The sequence below is a fragment of the bacterium genome, assembly GCA_040755795.1.
GTDB lineage: Bacteria > UBA9089 > CG2-30-40-21 > CG2-30-40-21 > SBAY01 > JBFLXS01.
The window spans coordinates 1-1,600 of the sequence record JBFLXS010000644.1 but is presented as its reverse complement, the minus strand read 5'-3'; the positions used below and the strand labels follow the sequence as shown (position 1 = coordinate 1,600).

The 1,600-nt window shown below is 35.6% G+C and carries 1 protein-coding gene and 1 pseudogene; both read right to left on the bottom strand.

All coding sequences use genetic code 11. The features are described from left to right. Nucleotides 1-368 precede the first annotated feature (368 nt). Nucleotides 369-599 (bottom strand): annotated as a pseudogene (locus AB1414_20575) (GxxExxY protein). Between the two features lie 39 nt (nucleotides 600-638). Continuing rightward, on the bottom strand, nucleotides 639-1,136 hold the full coding sequence (locus tag AB1414_20570; GenBank protein ID MEW6609805.1) for a hypothetical protein: 498 nt from the start codon (nucleotides 1,134-1,136) through the stop codon (nucleotides 639-641). Nucleotides 1,137-1,600: the final 464 nt, after the last annotated feature.

Sequence of the window (1,600 nt, the reverse complement as noted above, 5' to 3'; positions counted from 1 at the left end):
TTCACGGTGTCAAGCAAACCTGGCCCAAGAGTTCGATGCACCGCTATAGCGCATCCAATGACTCTATTCGATAATTCATCAAATTTCACTTCGTGCTCTCCGTGCCCTTCGTGGTGAATAGTTACATAAATTCATTCTAAAATTTTGGAAAGGACAATGAATAATCTCCATATCTCCCTTTATCTCCTTATCCCCTTTTGGACACCAAATCTGCATAGATTTCACTATTAGAGTTATTTTCAGACACCATCTGATCCTGAACGATTACCACGGCAGGATAATGGTGGAAAGTAAAACCGCTGGTTATGGAACAATATTTACCGTTTAGTAACTATTCACCGCAGAGACGCACAGACACAGAGAAAAAATTAAAATCTATTGGCTATACGCTTAATTCCATCTATTAGAACAGAAACATTAAAATTGATCAATAAATCTATCCTTTTATTCATCATTTTTAGATAGGTTAAAAGTTGAGCTTCGTGAATCGGAAGTAGTTGCTCGACTGCTTTTAATTCTACGATAACTTTTTCTTCAACTAAAAGATCTATCCGGTATCCACAATCTAATTTAAATCCTTTTTTCTCTGTTCCTCTGCGTCTCTGCGGTGAATAGTTACACCGTTTATTTACCTAAGTTCAGGTTGAGATAAGCAATTCCTTTTTATAAAGCCCTAATCTGGTGAGTACTTTTTGCATCTTTGGTTCAACATTTGCATACTCTAAAAGAGCTTTTACTATCAACTCTTCTTCCTCTTCTAATTTTCGAGTTTTCTTAGCCACAGGGACAATAGCCGTTCTGCGGTCCCAGATGACAAAACCAGTCAGGCTAAACATCCCAGCCAACAAAACCCCAAAACCGCTAAGCATTATCCCCATCATATCGTTCAATCTCTGATTCATATCATCAAATCTCTGATTAAATTTCTGATTCATATCATCCAATCTCTGATTAAATTTCTGATTCATATCATCAAATCTCTGATTCATATCATCCAATCTCTGATTCAATGCCTTCTGTCCTTCTTCTAATCGAATGAGCCGTTCTTCAATCCCTATCTTATAAACCTCCTCGGAATAAACTTGAGGGGTAAGAATAAGGAAACATATTACTCCACCTATCATTTTCTTAATCATCTTTATCATTCCTCCTATTTCATTAACTTTACAATTTTATTCTATCACAGTTTCTGATTTCTGTCAATCAAATTTTAAATATTTTCGACCTGTAGTAAGCGTTCAGGTGGTGTAACAAAAGGAGATGTGGAGATTAAGGAGATAGGGAGATATTATTAAAAAAATTGAAATTAATACTCGATATTCAAGTTTTTTTAAGATTAAGTGGTTTATCCTTTTTTAACCGCAAAGAACCCAAAGAAATTAACCGCAAAGAACGCAAAGATTATAGTGCTCTGTTAAGATTGAAGTTGCATGTTACTTAGGTAATCGGTAATCAGTAATCGGAGATAACAGACCATTGTTTTCTCTTCACCGATAACCTGATAACCGATAACTTTCTAAACATAGCAAAGCAAACTTAACAAAGCAATAGGTTGTTCACCACCTTATTTTCCTTCCTTTGCGTCCTTTGCGAAATCTTC